Source organism: Motilibacter aurantiacus, assembly GCF_011250645.1.
In the GTDB taxonomy this organism is placed as follows: Bacteria; Actinomycetota; Actinomycetes; order Motilibacterales; family Motilibacteraceae; genus Motilibacter_A; species Motilibacter_A aurantiacus.
Window position 1 is genome coordinate 62303 of sequence record NZ_JAANNO010000011.1, and the last position, 19538, is coordinate 81840.

The following is a 19538-nucleotide window of genomic DNA, read 5'->3' on the forward strand; positions in this document are numbered from 1 at the left end:
CCGGTCACCCGTCGTCCACAGGCAGCACGTCACCGGTCGTCCCCCCAGCCGCCGCCACCGACGTCCCCGCCACCGAGGTCGCCGCCCCAGCCGCCTCCACCGGCGTCGCCTCCGTCCCACGAGCCACCGTCCCACGAGCCACCGCCCCACGAGCCGCCGCCGGCGTCGCCCCAGCCACCGCCCTCGCGGTCGTCGTAACGGTCGGCCGCGTCGTCGTACCCCTCGGCGTAGCCGCTCTCGTAGCCGCCGCCGTAGGGCATCCCGAACCCGATCCCCGGGCTGGTCAGCACGCTGCCGAGCACCAGGCCGCTGAGGAAGCCGCCGCCGCCCCAGCCGCCGTAGTAGCCGCCCGTGTAGGGGGAGTAGGCCGCCGGGGCCGACCAGTACGGGGTGGGCGCGCCGCGCACGAGGACGGTGCGCGAGTCCGGCTCCTCCCCGCGCGCCAGCCGCTCCGCGTCCAGCTCGCACACGGGGACGGTGCGGGGGGCGCCGCCGTCGGGGGACCACTCGACCTCCGTGACGGAGGGCCCGTGCCGGGGGTTGAAGAAGCACGGCGGGCGACGCTCCGGAACCAGTCGGCCGGCCAGCCGGGCGCGGACGCACTCCATGCGCCACCGGCCCTCCTCGAGGTGCTCGCTGACCGCGGCCAGGTCCTCCGGGCCCTGGGCCGCCTCCAGCGCGGCCTTGGACCGGTCGTACGCGTCGAGGGCCCCGCGGTAGTCGCGCGTGGTCGCCTCGTCGGCCGCCCGGCCGATGTCGAGCCCGGCGATGTCCTCGCCGAGCGCGGTGACGTCCTCCTCGGCCGCCGAGCGCACCTCGGCCAGCTGCGCTGCCTCCCGCTTGCCGCGCTGCCGCCGTGACCAGAGCAGCGCGCCTCCGCCGGCCACGACGAGCAGGCCGAGCACGGCCAGCAGCCCGCCGCCCCCGCCGCCTCCCGTGCCCGTCCGCGGTGCCCCGACGTCCGTGCCGCTGGCGCCGGAGCGCCGTACGTCGGGGTCGGAGACGGCGGTGACCCAGGCCGAGACCGCCGCGCCCGGGTCGCCCTGGTGCTCGCGCAGCGCCCGGTCCGCGAGAGCGCCGGCCGGGACGGCCGGGTCGGTGGATCGGGCGAAGAACCCGGCCGGGGTGGCGACCGCGTAGACCCCGGGGCGCCCGACGCCGTTGCCCAGCTGGGTGACGGCCGCCCGGGCGTTCACCTCTGAGCGCTCGGGGAGCACCGCCAGGAAGATCGGCGTGTCCGAGCCCTCCACCTGGGACTCGATCCGCCGCAGGTCGCCGGCGCTGATCGGGCCGTCGGCCGCGCCCTGGTCGACGTAGACGCCCGGACCGGAGCGCAGTTCCCGTACGGCGTCGTCGACGTCGGCGAGCGCGGCGGGTGCCCAGCCCACCACGGCCATGACGAGCGCCACGGCGAGCACCGCGGCTCGTGACAGCGGGGCGAGCCGACGGTGCCGCCTCGCCCTGGGTAGCCGGCCCACCATGCCCACCTCCGCTCGCGGACGGGAGAAGGAGCCTCCCGTCGTCGCCGGGCCTGCATACCCCTGTGGGCGGTGCCGGTACCCCTGCGGACGGGGAGGGCGGTGGGAACGCCGACGGGGGCGGCGGGGCGACCTGCGCCCCACCACCCCCGCACGAGCCATGGCCCCGCTGCCCGCTACGGCACGGCCGCGCCGTTGTAGGCGATCGCGAAGACCCGCAGGTTCGGCGCGCTCGGCAGGGTGATCGACCGGGCCTGCTTGCCCGCCGTCAGGGTCACGGGGGCGGTGGCGAACAGCCACGGGGTGCCCGCGAGGCTCGTGTCGGTCCCGCGGTTGCGGTACGCGGTCCTGACGATGCCGATGTTGCCGAAGCGGGGCGTCGCGGTCGCGGAACCGCCCAACGTCCAGTCCCCGACCTCCACCGGCACGACCTGCGTCGTCCCGTCGGTGTACGTGATCGTCGCCGTGGCCCGGGTGTCGCCCAGCACAGAGCTGGCGATGAACGACAGCCTCGTGGTCGTCGCGGGCAGCGAGGTCGCGTCGATCACCTGCCCGCCGGCCGAGATGTTGTCCGGCAGGGTCGGGTCGACCGTGGGAAGGGTGAAGCTGAGATCGGTGCCGGGGACCGTTCTCGGTGTGCCCTGGACCACGCCGCCCGCGGCCAGCGCCTGGCGGGAGATGTAGTAGCCCTCGGAGAGGTCGGCGTTGCCGACCCCGTCGTCACCGATGCCCGTGTTGTTGAAGTGCTCGCGCAGGGTGCCCAGCGGGGCGCCGACGGCGAGCAGGTCGTCGACGACCGGCAGCATCGCGTCCTTCGCTGCTTGGCTCACCTTGATCGTCCTCGCCGCGACGACCGTCGCCCGCAGCTCACCCAACGCCGCCAGCATGGCGTTGCGGTTGCCTGCATCGCGCGCCGCGATCGCGGTCGCCACCGCCTGCTGGAGGTCGCGGCCGGTGCTCGTGGCGATGTCCCCGCCGGCGCTGAACACCCCGACCTGCTCGCGGAGCAGGTCGAGCCCGGTCGCCGGGGACACCCATTGCGCGGCCTGCAGCAGCAGCGCCGCCTTGGCCGGGGCGCTCACCTTGCTCGGCTGCAGCGGGGCCAGTTGCGCGACCAGCAGCCTCATCTGAGCGGTGACGGCCGCCTCGTCGTTGCCCGCCTGTGCCGTCGCAGCCGCTGTGAGGAGCGCCTGCAGGTCGCGGGCGGTGCTCGCCGCGACCGCGCCGGTGGCGACGAGCGCGTCGAGGGCGCTCTGGGCGCCGGCGACCTTCGGCCGGTGGGCCAGGAACTCGACCTCGGCGAGCGACGCCGTCGCGCCGCCGGTGATGCCGGTGACGCGCAGCCGGTACCAGCCGTGGATCCCCGGGCTCGCCATCTTGAAGGCCCGGGTCTGCTGCCGCCACGTGAAGGCCTCGCCCTCCCTCGTGTCGACCGTGGTCCACGCCTTGCCGTCGTTCGAGCCCTCGAGCACCCAGTTCGACGGGTCGCCCGCCGCGGTGCCGGAGGTGAGCGTGTAGTAGCTCGTCTGCGGCCGGGGGCCGGAGGCCTGCCACGTCACCGTGGGCGTGCCGCCGCCGAGGGAGACGACCGAGGCGGAGCTGTTGTCGAACAACGTCGTCGCGGACGCTCCGGTGCCGAGTGACGCCCTGCCTCGCGTGAGCGAGGTGATGTCGGTCATCGGGTCGGGCAGGGCGCTGCCCTCGGTGAGCGACGGCGGGACGTCCGTGTCGCCGGATCCCCATGCCGAGGGCGTCGCGCCCATGTCGAACTCGAGCGTGCCGCCGTCGGCCAGGTCGCGGTGCGAGACCCAGTTCTTCGTGTACGCCTGCCCGTCGAGCTTCACGCCCTGGACGTAGACGTTCTGCCCGCTGTTGTTCGGCGCGCTGATGACGAGGTCCTTGCCGTTCTCCAGGTGGACGGTCGCCTTGGTGAACAGCGGCGAGCCGAGCACGTAGTTCTGGCTGCCGACCTGCAGCGGGTAGAAGCCGAGGGAGGCGAAGACGCCCCACGCCGACTGCTCGCCGTTGTCCTCGTCGCCGGCGTACCCCTGGCCGATCCGGCTGCCGGCGTAGAGACGGCGGGTCGTCTCGCGGACGAGGGCCTGCGTCTTCTCCGGAGCGCCCGCGTAGTTGTACATCCACGGGATGTGGTGGGCGACCTGGTTGCTGAAGCCCCACTGGCCGAGGCGGACGTCGCGTGCCTCGATCATCTCGTGGATCGTGCCGCCGTAGGAGCCGACCTTGAGCCCGGTCTCGGGCGTGGCGAAGAAGGTGTCGAGCTTCTGCTCCAGGCCCGCCCCGCCCCCGTAGAGGTTGGCCAGGCCCTGGCCGTCGAACGGCACGTGGAACGCGAAGTTCCAGCCGTTGGTCTCGGTGTAGTCGTGATCGTGGCCCCACTCCTCGGGGTCGTAGTCATCGGGCGAGGACTTCCACTGCCCGTTGGCGGCCCGCCCCTGGAAGAAGCCGATGCTCGGGTCGAACATCCTGACGTAGTTCTCGGCGCGGTTGACGAAGTACTCGTACTCCTCGGAGTAGCGCTTCTTCTCCGCTGCGGTGATGTCGCTGCGCTCGGACAGGGCCTTGGCCATGTTGGCGATGCCGAAGTCGTTGATGTAGCCCTCGAGCGCCCAGGAGACCCCCTCGGACACGCTCGACGGCGTGTAGCCGAGGAAGATCGAGTTCTGCAGGCCCTTGCGCCCGACGTTGGAGTCGGTCGCGCTGCCCGGCGGGCGGACGGTCGCGTTCTTCACGGCCGCCGCGTACGCCGCCTTGACGTCGAAGTTGCCGATCCCCTTGACGTACGCGTCGGCGAAGGAGACGTCCGAGCTCGTCCCGGTCATGAGGTTGGCGTAGCCCGGTGAGGACCAGCGAGCGATCCAGCCGCCGTCCTTGTACTGCTGGACGAAGCCGTCGACGAGCTCGCCGGCCATCCCCGGTGTCAGCAGCGAGTAGCCCGACCAGGTGGTGCGGTAGGTGTCCCAGAAGCCGTTGTTGACGTACACCTTGCCGTCGGCGATGCGGGCGCCGGTCTGGGTCTCCGTCGTCCCCGGCGGGTTCGTCGTCTCCGCGCTCGACTGCACCGCGTGCTTCCACACCGGGGCCGCGTTGGTCCCGACGTTCTCGGCGGCCGAGTTCGGCCAGGAGAAGAGCCGGTAGAGGTTGGAGTAGAAGGTCGTCCGCTGGTCCTCGGTCGCCCCCTCGATCTCGACGACGTCGAGCTTGTCGTCCCACAGGGCCTGGGCGCGGTCGCGCACCGTGTCGAAGGTGTCGGCGGCGGAGACCTCGAGCTCGAGGTTCTTCTTCGCCTGCGCGACGCTGATCAGCGACGTCGCGATCCGCATCGTCACGGCCTTGTCCGTGGACGTGTCGAACCTGACGTAGCCGGTGACGTTGTTGCGGCCCTCGCCCGTGAGCTTGGCGCCCGCGGTGGCCGCCGTGTCGAAGGTCGCGTACATGTACATCCGGGTCGCGCCGTTCGACAGCCCGCTGCGGACGTCGGAGTAGCCCGTGACCGCGTTGCCGGCGACGTCGATCGTCGTGCCGCCGCTGTTGTTCACGTTGTCGAAGATCAGGTTGCCCGTGTCGCCGGTGAACGTGAACCGCAGCACGGCGGCGTGGTCGGTCGGCGCGATCTCGGTCTTCATGCCGTTCTCGAACGTCACGCCGTAGTAGTGCGCCCTCGCCACCTCGTTCTCGTGGCGGAACGCGAGCTGGCGCGCCGTGCGGTTCGCGCTGGGCACGCCACTGGCGGCCGACGGCATGACCTGGAACGTCTGGCGGTCGCCCATCCAGATGCTCGGCTCGTGCGAGGCCGCGAACGCCTGGATCACCGGGAGGTTCTCGGCGTTGTTGGCGCTGGCGTACGAGTAGAACGTGCCGGTGGAGCCGGCGTTCGTCTGCGGTGTCCAGAAGTTGAACCCGTGCGGCACCACCGCCGCCGGGAAGTTGTTGCCCCGCGAGAAGCTGCCCGAGGAGTTCGTGCCGCGCGTCGTCAGGACCCAGTCCGAGGGGCGGGTCGAGGTGTTGCGCGGGGGGCTCGCCTCGATGCTGATGTCGTCGATCCAGCCGCCGAACGTCGCCGGGCCGTTCGGGTTGTCGTACGCGACGAGGATGCGGTCGATCGTCTTGCCCGCCGCGACGGCGCCGATGGTGGAGTACTTGTCGTTCCACTGGTTCGCGTAGAGCGTCTTCGACGTGCCCTGCGAGACCGGGTCGAGCCTCGCGAACTGCTGGTCCACGGCACCGAGCTGGCTGAGGTAGGTGCCGTCGGTGAAGGCCAGGTCCACCGAGGCGTACTGGCTCGGGTAGCGCAGGTCCTGGCCGGTCAGCTCGGGGAAGATCTTGTACGACAGCTGCGTCGTCGCGATGACCGGGATGTCGACGTCCTGGACCTTGTTCCAGGAGTAGCCGCGGCCCTGCTCGAGCAGCGTGCCGCCATACTGCAGGGCCTTGAGCCCGGTGAAGCCGACGCGCGGCTTGATGTTGTAGCCCGCGGTGGGGCCGGGCCCGACCTGGGTGCGCATGTCGCCGACCGGAGGCGGTGTCGGGCTGCCGTCGGAGAGCAGGAAGTCGGCGAGCTGGAAGATCGAGTCGCCGTTGTTGTTCGTGACGTCGAGCCTGTAGTGCGTGAAGGGCTGCGGGTTGGCGATCGTGAACTCGCGGCGCTGGCCGCGCGGGCTGGCCGGCCAGGTCTGCGCGCTGCGGGTGTCCAGGACCGTCCAGGTGGTGCCGTCGGTGGAGCCCTGCACGGTCCAGTCACGGGGGTCGCGGCCGGGGGCGTCGTTCCCCGAGGCCATCGCATAGCGCACGACGACCGTCGGCTCGGCCAGGCGGTACTGCAGCCAGACGGGCGCGGCCGTGCTCGGCTTCGCGAACGCGAGCCACTTGGAGGCCGGGTCGCCGTCGACCGCGCCTTCCTTGCCCTCGTTCGGGGCGTTCTCGCTGCTGGCCGTGATCGCGCTGACCTTCTCGTTGACGCTGCCCGCGTAGCCGGAGCCGGACGGCCCGACGACGTTCGACGTCCGGCGTGCGCCGGCCGCGTCGGTCTCCACCGTGCTCGACCAGGTCGGCGCGGGGCCGGAGTCCTCGAACGACGTGGAGAAGCTGCCCCCGGCGGGAGGGTCGGCCTCGTCGGCCGCTGCCGGCGCCACGGTGGCGACGATCGAGGTCGCGCAGAGCGCAGCGGCGGCGAGGCCGGCCGCCCCGCGTCGTCCTGCTCGGGCCAACCGGCCGGATGGTGTGGGCACGGTCAAGGGGGCCACCTGATCCCTTCGACGACAGGTTCGTGGCCTCCGGCGCGCAGCCGGGAGCACACACGGGGATGACAGGGTGCCGAGGCTGACCTGACACCGTTGTCAGCATCCGGAGCCAAGCAGGTCCCACGGACGGGCGTCAACGGTTGTTGCACGTTCGTTAACAGCCGCCGTGCGGTGCCAGAGCCCCGGGTGCGCCGCTCCCGCGCGGCTCCTAGCCGCGCACCTCCTCGTACCTGCGCAGCGCTTCGGCCCGGGCCTCGGCGTGGTCGACGATGCGCTCGGGGTAGCCCTCCGGCAGCCCGCCGGGCAGCAGCCAGGGCTCGTGCGCCGCGGCACCGGCGACGTCGCGCAGCTCGGGGACGTACATCCGGACGTACTGGCCGTCCGGGTCGAAGCTCTTGCCCTGCGTCACCGGGTTGAAGACGCGGAAGTACGGCGCCGCGTCGGTGCCCGTGCCGGCCACCCACTGCCAGCCGCCGTTGTTCGAGGCGAGGTCGCCGTCGCGCAGCCAGTGCATGAAGTGGCGGGCGCCGCGCAGCCAGTCCACGTGCAGGTCCTTGACCAGGAACGACGCGACGATCATCCGCACCCGGTTGTGCACCCAGCCGACCGCCCGCAGCTGGCGCATCCCGGCGTCCACGACCGGATAGCCCGTACGCCCCTCCGCCCACGCGGCGAAGGCCGCGTCCGCCTCCGGCCCCGCGTCGTAGCGGATCCGCCCGACCTGGGCGTTGAGGGGCTCGCGGGCCGTCCGTGGGGAGTGCCACAGCACGTCGGCGTAGAAGTCGCGCCAGGCCAGCTCCGTCCGGTAGCGCTCCACGCTTTCGCCGCTGCGCGTGGCCAGGTCGGCCAGCAGCGTGCGCGGGTGCACCTCGCCGTACTTCAGGTGGGCCGACAGGGAGGAGGTGCCGTCGAGGTCCGGGCGGTTGCGGGTGTCGGCGTAGCCGGCCAGGGCGCCGTCGCGGAAACGCCGCCAGCGGGTTAGCGCCGCCTCCTCGCCGGCCTCGGGCAGGCGCATCACGCCGAGGTCGGGCTCGGGAGGCAGTCCGTCGCCGGGCAGGCCGACCCAGCGCGGCGCGCGCGGGGCGTGCACGGGCGGAGGCCACCCCTCCCGGGACCAGGCCCGGGAGAACGGCGTGAAGACCCGGAACGGCGTCCTCCCGCCGGTCAGCAGCGTCCCGGGAGGGACCGCGTACGGGGACCCGGTGCGCACCAGCCGGACGCCGCCGTCGCCCAGCGCCCGCTCGACGGCCTCGTCGCGGCGCCGGCCGTAGACGCCCGCGTCAGCGGCGATGTGGACAGCCGTCGCCGCGGCCTCGCGGGCGACCTGCGGGACGACGGCCGCGGGGTCGCCGTGGCGTACGACCAACCGGCCGTCGAGCGACCGGTCCAGCGCGGCCAGGGAGCGGGCGAGCCACGCCCGGCGCGGGGCGCCCGACGGCCCCCACAGCGCCGGGTCCAGCACGAACAGCGGGACCGCCTGCCCGGTCGAGAGCGCCGCGCGCAGCGCGGGGTTGTCCCGCAGGCGGAGGTCGCGACGGAACCACATCACTGCCGTCTCCACCGGGCGACCCTAGGCGTCCTCCGTCGCCCCGGCATCCCGGGCGAGCGGGGTAGCACAATTGGGATCGTGAGCGACCTCATCGACACGACCGAGATGTACCTCCGGACCATCTACGAGCTGGAGGAGGAGGGCGTGCCCCCGATGCGGGCGCGGATCGCCGAGCGTCTGGGCCAGAGCGGGCCGACGGTGAGCCAGACGGTGGCCCGCATGCACCGGGCGGGCCTCGTCGACCTCGGTGAGGGCAACCGGCTCGTCCTCACCGACGTCGGCCAGGCCACGGCCGTGCGCGTCATGCGCAAGCACCGCCTCGCGGAGTGCCTGCTCGTGCAGGTCATCGGCCTGGACTGGGAGGACGTGCACGCCGAGGCGTGCCGCTGGGAGCACGTGATGAGCGAGGCGGTGGAGCGGCGCCTGCTCGACGTGCTCGACCACCCGACGCACTCGCCGTACGGCAACCCGATCCCGGGGTTGGAGGAGCTGGGCGACGAGGACCCGCACGAGGGCTTCCTCGACGGGCTCGTGCCGCTGCCGTCGGCGGCCCGCCCGGGGGAGTCCCGGTCCGTCGTCGTGCGCCGAATCGGCGAGCCGGTGCAGACCGACGCCGAGGCGCTCGCCACGCTGCGCCGCACGGGCGTGCGCCCCGGCTCGGTCGTGACCGTCCGGCGGGTGTCCTCCGCCGTGCTGGTCGGCTCCGGCGGCGAGGCGACGGAGCTGCCGGACGCGGTGGCGGCGCACGTCTTCGTCGCGCCCGGCCCGGACGGGCACGGGCCGGCCGACGGTGAGGGCGAGGGGCTCGAGGCCCACGGCCTGGCCGAGGTGGCCGCCATGCCGGAGTCGGGCGCGGAGGCCTGACGCTCTCCCCCCTCGTCCCGCGCCGGGTCCTCGCGCGCCTCGTCACGCTTCGAGCCGCCCACCGGACACGCCCGCCTCCCGGCGGGGGCGTGTCGTCGTCCTGGGGCCGCGGAGTGTTGCGGTGGCATGACGGCGCGTTCGTCCCAGCGTCATCTAGTCGTCGCGCACTATCCACACGTCGCTGTGACGCGGGCCACCTGTCAACACTTTCGGCCAGCGCTAGACGGCGCGCGTGACCGTCCCGTAACTTTCTCCTGCCCCCGCCAACCGGCAGGGTCAGCCTCACGCGGACGCCGAGTCCTGCCCCGCGTGACGGCTCGGTGGTCGACACACCGTTTGGCAGGAGCGGGGGACCCACGTGATGCGGGCGCTCTGACCCAGAGTGCCCTTGGGGTGAAGCCGTGAATCTTCACGGCCGGGTGATCTTCCCAACCCGAACCCGACAGCTCACCTCGCAGGCGTCGGAGAAGGATCCTTCCTTGTCGCATGCCGCCGTGCTGCCCGACGTTGCTCGCCGACCCGGCCTGCACCGCCGTCCGAGCCAGGCCGGCTCGCGAGCCGCCACCGCTGCTCGTTTCGCCGTAGTGCCCGCTGTCGCGGTCGCCACCCTGGCCGCCCCGCTGGCCACCTCGGCCTCCGCCGCCACCGCGCCGAAGGCCGCGGCCAAGGAGACCAAGGCCGTCAGTGGCCGTGCCGCGGCGGCGAAGCTGCTCGTCAACGCGCCGACCAAGACTCCCGTCGTGATGGCGCACCCGACCGTCGGCAAGAGCACGCGCGGCGGCTCGGTGTTGTGGGTGCAGCGCCGGCTGGGCGTCAAGCCCTCGGGCGTCTACGGCACCGCCACCGTGCGCGCGGTCAAGCGCCTCCAGGCTGTCGCCGGCCTGAAGCAGACCGGCATCGTGGACGCGAAGACCTGGTCCGCGCTGGGCGTGCCCTACCGCAAGCCCAAGGCCAGCCGCACCGCGAGCCTGCTCAAGCCCGGTACCGTCGGGTTCGGCAACCTGGTGCTCGCCGAGGCCCGCAAGTACGCCGGGGCCCCCTACCGCTACGGCGGGATGTCGCCCCGCGGCTTCGACTGCTCCGGGCTGGTCAGCTACGTCTTCGGCAAGCTCGGCGTCTCGCTGCCGCACTCGTCCGGCGCGATCAAGCAGCGGGTCACCAAGATCAGCCGCTCGGCGGTCCGCCCCGGCGACCTGGTCTTCGTCAGCAAGGGCGGCCGCACCAGCCACGTCGCGATCTACGCCGGCGGCGGCTACTGGTTCGAGGCGAGCAACCCGAGCCGCCCGGTCGGCAAGAACAAGGCCTGGAGCTCGAGCGTCTCCTACGGGCGCGTCGCCTGACCCCGTAGCACTCCCAGGCACCCCGGCCCGGGCCCCGCAGAGACCCTGCGGAGCCCGGGCCGCGCCGTTCGCGCCGGCAGCGGCAGGACGCCGCTCTAGGGGAGTGCCTCGGGCATGGTGGACGGCACGTTCCACGCCTGCAGGACCGGCCGTCCGTGCTCCCGGCCGAGCTGGGAGAGCGTGGCCGTGTCGAGCCGGAAGTACTTCCCGTCCTGCGGCCGCAGGCCGAGCCAGCGCGCGGCCACGACCCGCAGCGAGTGCCCGTGGGCGACGAGGCAGACGTCCTTGCCTCCGTCCAGGACGGGGCGGGCGCGCTCCAGCACTGCGTCGAGCCGGTCACCGACCTGCTCGGCGGTCTCCCCGCCGGGCACGCCGTCCTCCCAGAGGGACCAGCTGCCCCGCTCGGCCACGATGTCGACGGTCCGCCGGCCCTCGTAGTCGCCGTAGTCCCACTCGGCCAGCCGCGGCTCGACCTCGGCCTGCAGACCGGCCAGCTCCGCCGTGCGGGCGGCGCGTCGGCGCGGGCTGGACAGCACGAGGCCGAAGTCGAACGCGGTCAGCCCCGGGGCAGCCGCGCGGGCCTGCTCCTCGCCGCGGGCGGTGAGGGCCAGGTCGGTCGTGCTGGTGTGCCTGCCGATGCGGGACCACTCGGTCTCGCCGTGGCGGAGCAGGACGATCACGGGCATGAGGCATTCCTTTCAGAGCCGAGCCGACCGGTCGCCCGTACCCTGAAACGGTGAGTGAGCAGCCGCTGTGGCCGGAGACCACCCTGGACGAGGGTGACGAGGGGTGGGGCGAGCCGCCGGCGAGCCGGGACGACGACGACCGCATCCTGCGTGAGCGCCCGCCGCACCACGGCGGCTGACCGGCGGGTTCGCGCAGCGGACGGTCAAAGACCCTTGCTGGACTGCCCGGAGGCGCCCGCCTGCTGCTCGCGGAGCAGGTCTCGGATCTCGCGCAGGACGACCAGGTCCTCGGGGACGGCCGCCGGGGGCGGCGTCTCGCCGCGCTGCAGCCGCTCGAGCAGCTTCTTGGTCGGCAGCACGACGAGGAAGTAGACGACCGCGGCGGTCACGAGGAAGGCGATGGCGGCGTTGATGACGGCCGCCCAGTCGAAGACCTGGCCGTTCCACTCGGTCCGGCCGCCGACGTTGGTGGTGCTGCCGCCGAGGAAGACCGCGATCAGCGGCTTGAGGACCGCGTTCGCCACCGCGGTGACCAGGGCCGTGAACGCCGAGCCGATGACGACGGCCACCGCGAGGTCGATGACGTTGCCCCGCAGGATGAAGTCGCGGAAGCCCTTGAGCATGTGCCCTCCTCGATCATGGGGTCCGCGGGACGTCCTGCCCAACGAGCACGACGGATAGTCGGCCGCCTGCCGCTGAGCGGGCGAGGGCCAGGGACTCGACCGGAGAGGTCGAGAGCACGACCAGCCCGCTCCCACCGCCTTCGGCGAGCAGCGCGCCCGCCGCCGGGGCCGTCGCGTCGGGCAGCGCCAGGACCTGGGCCGCCCGGGCGACCGCCCGTGCCCGCCCGCCGTCCCCGCCGGCGTCGCTCGAGGCGGCCACCACATCGACCCGGTCGCCGACGCGGAGCAGGCCGGCGGTGGACACGTCGGCGAGGCGGACGGGGGTGGCCACCCGGCCGGGGCCGGCAGCGTCGCCCAGCCCGGCTCCCACGAGGCGGACGTCCGTCACGGGCTCGCCGCGGCGTACGGGGGAGGCGAGCGTGCGGCCCGTCGCCCCGGCGGCGTCGAGCGCGCCCGATGGCCGCGACGCGGCGGAGACCCGGACCGTGTGCAGGTCGCCGCCCGCGACCACCGTGCCAGCGGGCAGGTCCCGGGCCGCGACGGTGAGCGGGACGCTCGGCGGGGCGGGAGGTGCCAGGGCAAGCAGCGCGGCGCCCACCCCGCCCGCTGCGAGCAGGGCTGCCAGCGGCCGGCGATGCCAGGACAGCCGGCGGCTCAGCCGACGGAGCAGAGCTCGCAGGACGGGGAGCCCGGACGGTGGCGCACTGGAACGGGTCGGCACCCGGCGGACGCTAGTGGCGGCGGCGGTCCCGGCGGCTGGGCTGCGTTCTGCTGTGGACGGCCGGTCCGCCGTCCACAGCCCCCGCGTCAGGCGGCGCTGGTGCTCGACGAGCTTCCCGACGAGGAGGCGGACGACGACGAGGGCCCCGCGGAGGAGCCGGACGCCGAGGAGCCCGACGCCGAGGAGCCCGACGACGAGGAGCCCGAGTCCTTCGACGCCGCGGGGGCGCTGCTCGACGAGCTCCCGGAGCCGGAGCCCGCCGACGGGGTGCCCGACCCGCTGTCCTTGCCCGCGCCGCCGCCCGGCCGGCTGTCGGTGCGGTAGAAGCCCGAGCCCTTGAACACGACGCCGACGGCCGAGTAGACCTTGCGCAGCTTCCCCTGGCACGCCGGGCACTCGGTGAGCGCCGCGTCGGAGAACGACTGGACGGCCTCGAACCGGTGGTCGCACTCCGTGCAGGCGTACTGGTAGGTGGGCAAGGCTTCCTCCTCATGCCACGCCGCGACCTGGTGTGGCCCCGGGTCGTGCTCCGGCGCCGGTCTTGGCACTCGACAGCTCAGAGTGCCAATGATGCGTGACGAGGGGGCTCTGCGTCCACCGAAGCCGAGCACGTCAGCCGGCGGGGCCGGGTCGCTCCACCGGCGTCCGGCCCACGGCAAGGAGCGTGCACGCCTGGCGACTCGGCGACTGGCCCGAGCAGCAGCTTCCTCGTGCCCGTCCGTCGTCGCCGTTCGCCAGGGCTCCGGGGAGCGTGCGCCGCCGTCCCGGCTCGACGAGCGAGCCGGGCTGCAGGATCCGGGCCGCGCCCGCCGCCCTGCCTGTGGACGGCCCCGACGCCGCCGCCGCCTCCGCAGGCAAGGTCGTGCGCCATGACGAGAGCAACGCTCAACCCCGGTGACCGCATCCACGACGACGAGGCCCTGCTGGCCCTCGCCACTCAGCTCGGCCGCGAGCTCGACGACTTCGGGCGCACCCTCGCGCTCACCTGGCTCGACGCCGACGACCACCTGCTGCCCATCGTCGTACCGATCGGCGACATCCCGGAGCTGCCCGACGAGGGCTTCGGCCCGGGCCTGGAGACGGTGATGGGGGCGTCCGTCCACGAGCACGCACCGGGCGGCAGTGTCGTGCCCGTCCTCATCCGCGGCGGCTCCCCGACGGTGACGGCGGGCGACCGTGCCTGGAACCGGCTGCTGCGCGAGCAGGACAGCGTGCGCGTCCGTGGCGTGTTCGTCGCCGTAGCCGGCACGGTCCGCCCGATCGCGGTGGACGACGCCGCCTGACGGGCCGCGTCTACCGCGTGCTGCCGTCGTCGGCGAGGAAATCAGGGCGTGCCCAGAAGGACCGGGCACGCCCTGTGCAGGAGGGCGCGCCGGTCGGACTGATGCCCCCCACGGCCGGCCAGGGGACGTAGCGACCGCACACCGGGCCGTCGTCCAGCAACGACGCGAGGACGAGCGTCCCACCGCTCGATCGTGGAGGACTTCGAGCAGTCCGGCTACTCGGCGCTCGTCGCGACGTCGTCACCACGCGGCGGGCAGTAGGTGGCCGACCGGCCCTGCGAGCGGTCGATGACGTGCTCGCTCATCGGCCGGCCGCACGAGGTGCAGTTCATCGGTGCGCGGGGAGCCGGGGCGCTCGGCTCGTTGGGGTCACCGAGGTCGGGTGGGCCCAGGAAGTAGAACAGGGCGCTCTTGCGCTCGCCGTTGCCGTCGTCGCCCGTCCGGTTGCGTCGCCAGAAGCGTGCCATGGGTGGTGTGCCTTTCCTCGCCGTGCGCGCGCTCTTCCCGGGTGCCCGTCGGGCTCGCTCTCATCCTCGTGCCTCCGGCTCCTCCGCGCCTCCCCGTGCGACGGGGCGCACGAGCTGGCGAGGCCAAGACCGTTGGGGCACCAATAATTGGTACGATCGTAGCTGAGGAGAGGAGGGGGCGGTGCGTGAGGAGGACGACATCCGGGACCCGCTGGCACTGGAGGAGCAGGTCTGCTTCGCGCTCTCGGTGGCAGCTCGCGGCGTCGTGGCGGTCTACAAGCCCTTGCTGGAGCCGCTCGGCCTGACGCACCCGCAGTACCTCGTGATGCTCGCCCTGTGGCAGCGCGCCCCCCTGTCGGTGAAGGACCTGAGCCGGCTGCTGCAGCTCGACCCCGGCACCCTGTCCCCGCTGCTCAAGCGGCTGGAGGCCGCAGGCCACGTCCGCCGCGAGCGTGACCGCGGCGACGAGCGGCTCCTGGCCGTCTCGCTCACACCGTCGGGGACCGCGCTGCGCGAGCAGGCACTGCTCATCCCGCCGGCAGTGGTCGAACGGCTGGGCATGGACCTCGACGAGCTGCGCCGGCTGCACGCCGCGCTGACCGAGGTGATCGGCGCGGCCAACGCGGTCCCCGGCCAGCCTGCCGGCATGGACTGACACCGGGGCGCTGACGGGAACGCCGTTGCTCAACCGCGCGTGTGGAACCGCCGCTCGAACGGGTGCTGCCCCGGGCAGTGTGCCCGAACCACGGGAGCGGGGCGCCCACGACCGCTAGCGTGCCGACGGCAGTCAGCGGACGCGACGGGGGAGCACCACAGTGGGCAGGGCTTGGCTTTCGGCCGCACGGCACCGGTACGGTCGGGCGGGCCTGGCGGCTGCGGTGCCGCTGACTGCGGCGGCGCTCCTCGGTGCCGGCCTCAGCGGGGTCGGGGCAGCCCGGGCGGACACGGGCTCGTGGGTCGACCCGGCCGACGCCTGGGACCCGCTGGACATCCGCGCCTACGGCCTCACCCTTGACGGCGGCCGCATCTCCGCCACGTTCGAGTTCGCCCGCTACAGCGCGTCCCTGTGGGGCGCGCAGCACGCCAACAGCTTCGGCGTCTACCTCGACATCGAGGATCCGATCGGCGCCGACTGGCAGTGGGTGATGTACAAGCACCGGAGCGACGTCGTCCACGTCGCCCGCTGGAACCACGACGACTCCGTGCCCTGCGCGAGCACGTCCGTCACGGTGCACGGCAACACCGTCACGCTGTCGATCCCGTCCACCTGTGTCGGTGACCCGCAGCGCGCCCGCGCCGTCTTCATCACGTCCCACCAGGACTCGATGGGCGACGACGCCCCCGACCGTGGCCAGCACGGCTACACCTTCACCGACTGGGTGTACGCCCCTCCCGGCACGGGTGTCGTCTTCCCCACCCCCGTGCCGACGTACGTGCCGCCGCCCCCGCGTACCCCGACGCCGGTTCCTCCCGTGCCGTCAGCGCCGTCGTACCCGCCCGCGCCCACGCCGACGGCAACGCCCACGTCGGCCAGCGGCTACCCGACCCCGAGGAGCACCCCGGGCCCGGCGGGCAGCGCCGCTCCCACCGCGCGCCCGACGGCCGAGCCGACGGCCGAGCCCAAGCCGGCGAAGAGGGCGCCCGTGGCGCGGGTCACGACCAAGCCGTCGCGCCGGCTGCTGGAGATCGACCTCGACCCGCGCTTCGCGAAGAAGGCGACGGTCGTCCGCGTCAAGGCCGGCCGCTCCTGGGTGACGCTGGGCTCCGTGCTGCCCAACAAGCGCGGCGACGCCAAACTGTCGGTCGGGGCGAAGCTCGGCAAGCACGTCCGCGAGGGAGCCGTCCTGCGGTTCGTGCAGGGGCGCAGCGTGATCGGCTCCGCGAAGCTCCGGGTGCTCGAGCGGTAGGCCCTGTGCAGGGACTCTGCACCGCCTCTCCGGTTGAGGAAGGATCAGCACATGGTGCTGACCAAGGGTGCGAACGCCCCGCTCCCGGCGGGCGCGGTCGCGATCGAGGTGACGGCAGCTGCGTCGAGCCCGGGGGTCGACGTGTCGGCCCTGCTGCTCGCGGACGACGGCAAGGTCCGCGGCGACGCGGACCTTGTCTTCTACAACCAGCCGACGGGCGCGGGTGGCGCGGTCCGGCTGAGCCGCACCGGGCGAGGGCACGAGATCGCCCTCGACCTCGAACGCCTGCCCGCGTCCGTCGTCCGCGTCGTCGTCGCGGCGAGCGCCGATGACGAGGCGGCTCCGGGGGCTTCGCTCGGGGACGTGCACGGCCTGCAGGCGCGGGTGACCGCGGGCGCGGCGGAGCACACCTTCGCGCCGGCGATGGAGTCCGGGGAGCGGGCGGCGGTCCTCGTCGAGGTCTACCGCCGCGGGGACGGTTGGAAGGTCCGCGCCATCGGGCAGGGCTGGGCCTCGGGCCTGGCGGGGCTCGCCACGGGCTTCGGGGTCGAGCTCGACGAGGGTCCGGTGCCGGCCCCGCCGGAGCCACCTGCACGGCCACCGGTCAGCCTCGGGAAGGTCGTGCTCGAGAAGGCCGGCTCGGCGACGATCTCCCTCGACAAGGCCGACCGCTCGCTCGTCGTCGTCGCCAGCATCGAGTGGGACGGCGGCAGCAGGCGCCGGCGGTCGCTGGGCGCCGACCTCGACCTGTACGCGCTGTACGTCCCCCGCTCGGAGCTGGGCCCGCGCAGGGAGCGTGTCGTCGACGACGACTTCGACCCCTTCTGGGACGAGGGGGGAGACATCGGGGCCGGCGGTGCCGTCTACTACCGGCACCTGGGATCGCTGACCGAGCCCCCGTTCATCGAGCACGCCGGCGACTCGCAGGCGCCCGGGATCGAGACGATCCGCATCAAGCGCCCCGACCTCCAGGGCTACGTGCTGATCTGCGCCTACAGCGCGCTGTCCAACGGCGAAGGCAGTTTCAGGTCGTTCGGGGCGAAGGCCGTCGTCTCGGACGGCCGGGGGAGCAGGGTGGAGGCGCCGCTCTTCCACACGAGCAGCAACGCCTACTGGGTGGCGATCGCGCTGATCGACTTCACCCACGCCGACGGCGTGCAGATCCGGCACGTGGAGACGTACAGCTCCGCCCACGAGGAGCGGCGGCCGACGCTCTACGCCGACGGCACGTTCGCCATGGACACCGGCCCGATGGAGTTCAAGGACGACGACTGAGCTCGGGCGTGCCCGAGGGCGGACTGACGACGGCGGAGCGGCTGCAGGTTCTCACGAGGGCCGTGCTCACCAGCTGGAGCCAGCAGGACACCACCGTCACGGCCTACGTCCGGCCGAACCGGCCCGACCTCGAGCACCCAGGCCTCCACGAACGTCTGGGGCTACGGCGCCCGCGCTGCCGTGAACAGCAGTAGCTCACCCCGGAACGGACGCGGGCCAACGTCTCCTCCCCCGATGCGATCGGCCGGGAGCACCGCGTCTGGGGTGAGGGCGAGCAATGGCCGCCGGCTTCGACAACGAGGACTACTTCGGCCTCCCGGGCTACAGCGTCGACCAACCGGGGGCCATGGGCTACCTCCTGAGGACGCCTCCACAGGCCGCGGGCGGCTGCAGCGGTCCAGAGCGGTGGTCAAGGTGGCTTTCGCAGGCGCACTCGCAGTTGCCGCTGCCCGGCCACGATTCGCGGGATCCGCAGCCAGCGGTTAAGAGTGGTAGGTGCTCCTGCCCGGCTCCGTGCGTCAGCTGCCCGACCAGACCCGGCGCCGGTTCCGGGCCCGCGTGTCCGGCGACCCCACCGGCGCACCCGCCTGGGTGCGCAACATCGCCACCGTGGGGGAGGGGCCCGGTTGGTTCGAGCCGGACGGCGTGGTCTGGCGGGTCCATGGCGACATCTCGACGCTCGTGGGCGGCGTCGCGGCGCTGCTCGGGCAGGCCGCGCACCCGCTGGCCCTGGCCGGCGTCCAAAGCCATTCGGCGTACCAGGAGGACCCCTGGAAGCGTCTCGCGGGCACCGCACGCTGGCTGGTGGTGAGCACATTCGGCTCGGCGCAGCTGGCCGAGCGCGAGGCGATGCGGGTCCGCACGATCCACGCCCGGGTCAGCGGCGCGGACGGCCGGGGCCGGCCGTACGCCGCCTCCGACCCCGAGCTCCTGCGCTGGGTGCACCTCGCCTTCACCGACGCCTTCCTCGCGGCCCAGACCGCGCTCGGCAACGACCTCTCCGCCCGGTTCGGAACACGCTGGGCCGACGCGTACGTCGCCGAGTGGGCACGCAGCGCGCAGGCGTTGGGCGCCGAGGACCTGCCGCGCAGCGAGGCGGAGCTGACCGAGGCGCTGGCGGCGTACGACCGCGTCCTCGAGCCGGTGCCGGCCGGCCTGCGTGCGTTCCTGCAGGCCCCGCCGGGCCTGGCCGCCGTCGAGCAGCGGTTCTACGCCGGGCTGGCCGCGGGCGCGGCGCTGGTGGTGTCGCCGACCGTCGCCCCGTACGCCGGGGTGCCCGGGCGGGCCGTCCGGGGGCCGCGCGAGCAGCTCCGGCTGCGCCGCGTGCGGTGGCAGCTGCGCGCGCTGTCGCTGGCCCTCGGCCCGTACAGCCCGTCCGAGGAGGCCGCCCGCTACCGGCTCGGCCAGGCGCCCGCACCCGAGTGGGCGGCGGCGTAGCCCTAGCGTCGGCAGGCTGCCGGGTCGATCGCCGCCTCCGCGGCGTCGAGGTCGGCCTCGGCCAGCGCCCGCAGGACATCGGGTACGCGGCGGAGCTCCGCCTCGGCGGTCGCCAGCTCCGCCCGGGCACGCGCCCGCCCGAGCAGCCTGGGCCGACGGCACATGTCCTTCGTCCACGACCACGACGAGATGTGCTGTTCCAGCGCGTAGACGACCCGGCCCAGCCGCGCTTCCTCCTCTGGCGCCGGCTCGAAAGGGTCGAGCCACAGGACACGCAGCAGCCAGTCGACGTCCTCGGTCCCCGCCAGCACCCGACGCGCGGCCCAGGGCGCGGCGGTGAAGTGCGGCGCCGGCGGTGGGACGTGAGCCCCGAGCTCGGCCAGCGCACGGTGCCAGAGGCCGTCGACCTCCGCCTCCGGGCCGCGCAGGCCGGCCAGCTCCCGCAGGCAGGGGGAGTCCAGGCCCTGCGCCAGCCAGTGCGCCGCCTGCATCGGCCGGTCGCGCGGGTCGAGCAGGCGCAGGTGGTGGAGCGCCCCGGCCAGCGGCGGGGGGAGCTCGTCCATCGCGACAGCCTCCCAGTCCCGAGCGACTGAAGGCGACGCTGTCGCCAGACCGTGACCTTCGCCCGCGGCCCTCCGGCCAGGGACGGG

Annotated in this window: 16 protein-coding genes, 1 pseudogene and 1 riboswitch; of the genes and pseudogenes, 8 read left to right on the plus strand and 9 right to left on the minus strand. The window is 73.8% G+C overall.

Annotated elements, in window-relative coordinates; translation table 11 throughout:
• Nucleotides 1–29: 29 nt before the first annotated feature.
• The 3 genes and pseudogenes from G9H72_RS16895 to G9H72_RS16905 all read right to left on the minus strand — a co-directional run bounded on the left by G9H72_RS16895 (nt 30) and on the right by G9H72_RS16905 (nt 8297).
• The gene (locus G9H72_RS16895; protein ID WP_166173224.1) at nt 30–1418 is read right to left on the minus strand and encodes a hypothetical protein; all 1389 of its coding nucleotides are present in this window, start codon (nt 1416–1418) and stop codon (nt 30–32) included.
• A 1340-nt stretch (nt 1419–2758) separates the two neighbouring features.
• Nucleotides 2759–6640, minus strand: a pseudogene (locus G9H72_RS16900) (GH92 family glycosyl hydrolase); the annotation flags it as partial.
• Nucleotides 6641–6944: 304 nt separating this feature from the next.
• Nucleotides 6945–8297: a cryptochrome/photolyase family protein gene (locus tag G9H72_RS16905; RefSeq protein ID WP_331272378.1), complete on the minus strand. Its 1353-nt coding sequence runs from the start codon at nt 8295–8297 to the stop codon at nt 6945–6947.
• A gap of 66 nt (nt 8298–8363) precedes the next feature.
• Between G9H72_RS16905 and G9H72_RS16910 the strand changes: the two genes are divergently transcribed.
• The gene (locus G9H72_RS16910; RefSeq protein ID WP_166173228.1) at nt 8364–9149 is read left to right on the plus strand and encodes a metal-dependent transcriptional regulator; all 786 of its coding nucleotides are present in this window, start codon (nt 8364–8366) and stop codon (nt 9147–9149) included.
• Between the two features lie 320 nt (nt 9150–9469).
• A riboswitch (cyclic di-AMP (ydaO/yuaA leader) is annotated at nt 9470–9625 on the plus strand.
• A 108-nt stretch (nt 9626–9733) separates the two neighbouring features.
• Complete coding sequence (locus G9H72_RS16915) at nt 9734–10489, plus strand: C40 family peptidase (RefSeq protein ID WP_166173230.1); 756 nt, start codon at nt 9734–9736, stop codon at nt 10487–10489.
• Between the two features lie 95 nt (nt 10490–10584).
• Here the strand turns inward: G9H72_RS16915 and G9H72_RS16920 are convergent, their stop codons facing one another.
• Nucleotides 10585–11175: a histidine phosphatase family protein gene (locus G9H72_RS16920; protein ID WP_166173232.1), complete on the minus strand. Its 591-nt coding sequence runs from the start codon at nt 11173–11175 to the stop codon at nt 10585–10587.
• 50 nt (nt 11176–11225) lie between these two features.
• Here G9H72_RS16920 and G9H72_RS22570 point away from each other — a divergent pair, with 50 nt between their 5' ends.
• Nucleotides 11226–11354, plus strand: coding sequence for a hypothetical protein (locus G9H72_RS22570; RefSeq protein WP_269205321.1), 129 nt, complete (start codon nt 11226–11228; stop codon nt 11352–11354).
• A 24-nt stretch (nt 11355–11378) separates the two neighbouring features.
• Here G9H72_RS22570 and mscL read toward each other — a convergent pair whose 3' ends face one another.
• The 3 genes from mscL to G9H72_RS23485 form a co-directional block, all read right to left on the minus strand.
• Nucleotides 11379–11798: a large conductance mechanosensitive channel protein MscL gene (gene mscL / locus G9H72_RS16925; protein ID WP_166173234.1), complete on the minus strand. Its 420-nt coding sequence runs from the start codon at nt 11796–11798 to the stop codon at nt 11379–11381.
• Nucleotides 11799–11811: 13 nt separating this feature from the next.
• Nucleotides 11812–12519 (minus strand): Flp pilus assembly protein CpaB, encoded by a 708-nt coding sequence (gene cpaB, locus G9H72_RS16930; protein ID WP_166173236.1) that lies wholly within the window; start codon nt 12517–12519, stop codon nt 11812–11814.
• Between the two features lie 86 nt (nt 12520–12605).
• A complete protein-coding gene (locus G9H72_RS23485) occupies nt 12606–12998 on the minus strand; it encodes an FmdB family zinc ribbon protein (RefSeq protein ID WP_166173238.1) in 393 nt (130 codons plus the stop codon).
• Between the two features lie 390 nt (nt 12999–13388).
• Here G9H72_RS23485 and G9H72_RS16940 point away from each other — a divergent pair, with 390 nt between their 5' ends.
• Nucleotides 13389–13802: a P-loop NTPase family protein gene (locus G9H72_RS16940; protein WP_166173240.1), complete on the plus strand. Its 414-nt coding sequence runs from the start codon at nt 13389–13391 to the stop codon at nt 13800–13802.
• Nucleotides 13803–14017: 215 nt separating this feature from the next.
• Here G9H72_RS16940 and G9H72_RS16945 read toward each other — a convergent pair whose 3' ends face one another.
• On the minus strand, nt 14018–14269 hold the full coding sequence (locus G9H72_RS16945; RefSeq protein WP_166173242.1) for a hypothetical protein: 252 nt from the start codon (nt 14267–14269) through the stop codon (nt 14018–14020).
• Nucleotides 14270–14450: 181 nt separating this feature from the next.
• Here G9H72_RS16945 and G9H72_RS16950 point away from each other — a divergent pair, with 181 nt between their 5' ends.
• From G9H72_RS16950 to G9H72_RS16965, 4 genes are all read left to right on the plus strand, one after another.
• Nucleotides 14451–14924, plus strand: coding sequence for a MarR family winged helix-turn-helix transcriptional regulator (locus tag G9H72_RS16950; RefSeq protein ID WP_166173244.1), 474 nt, complete (start codon nt 14451–14453; stop codon nt 14922–14924).
• A gap of 223 nt (nt 14925–15147) precedes the next feature.
• Entirely contained in the window at nt 15148–16176 is a 1029-nt protein-coding gene (locus G9H72_RS16955) for a PT domain-containing protein (protein ID WP_166173246.1), read from the plus strand.
• 33 nt (nt 16177–16209) lie between these two features.
• Entirely contained in the window at nt 16210–17451 is a 1242-nt protein-coding gene (locus G9H72_RS16960; RefSeq protein ID WP_269205323.1) for a TerD family protein, read from the plus strand.
• 513 nt (nt 17452–17964) lie between these two features.
• Nucleotides 17965–18888: an oxygenase MpaB family protein gene (locus tag G9H72_RS16965; protein WP_331272379.1), complete on the plus strand. Its 924-nt coding sequence runs from the start codon at nt 17965–17967 to the stop codon at nt 18886–18888.
• 2 nt (nt 18889–18890) lie between these two features.
• Here G9H72_RS16965 and G9H72_RS16970 read toward each other — a convergent pair whose 3' ends face one another.
• Nucleotides 18891–19451, minus strand: coding sequence for a hypothetical protein (locus G9H72_RS16970; RefSeq protein WP_166173250.1), 561 nt, complete (start codon nt 19449–19451; stop codon nt 18891–18893).
• Nucleotides 19452–19538 lie beyond the last annotated feature (87 nt).